The following is a 301-nucleotide window of genomic DNA, read 5'->3' as shown; positions in this document are numbered from 1 at the left end:
GTCATGTCTGGTACTCTCCTCATATGGATAATTTGTATCAGTCTAATCGACCTCCACATTTATGTCCAACTCAGTGTAGACCATCCAGGCTCCACCCGACGCCGGCACAGGCCGAGTTCCTGGTCCGGACGATCGGCTGCGCCCGATTCATCTACAACAAGCTGCTCGAGGACCGCATCGCCATCCGCGAGGAGGCGAAGGAGGGGAGCGGGACGAGACGGAAACCGGCGACACCCGCCTCCTACAAGCCCCTGTTCCCGTTCCTCGCCGAGGCGGACAGCCTCGCGCTCGCGAACGCGAA

Annotated in this window: 1 protein-coding gene; it reads left to right on the top strand. The window is 60.8% G+C overall.

Translation table 11 applies throughout. From position 1 onward, the window contains the following. Nucleotides 1-23 precede the first annotated feature (23 nt). The coding region (locus tag KNO76_RS13930; protein ID WP_251128031.1) for a helix-turn-helix domain-containing protein at nt 24-301 on the top strand (278 nt) is incomplete at its 3' end.

The sequence above is a fragment of the Exiguobacterium sp. s101 genome (assembly GCF_018617835.1).
Lineage (GTDB): Bacteria > Bacillota > Bacilli > Exiguobacteriales > Exiguobacteriaceae > Exiguobacterium > Exiguobacterium marinum.
The sequence above is the reverse complement of the archived record's forward strand: the minus strand, read 5'-3'. Positions and strand labels throughout refer to the sequence as shown.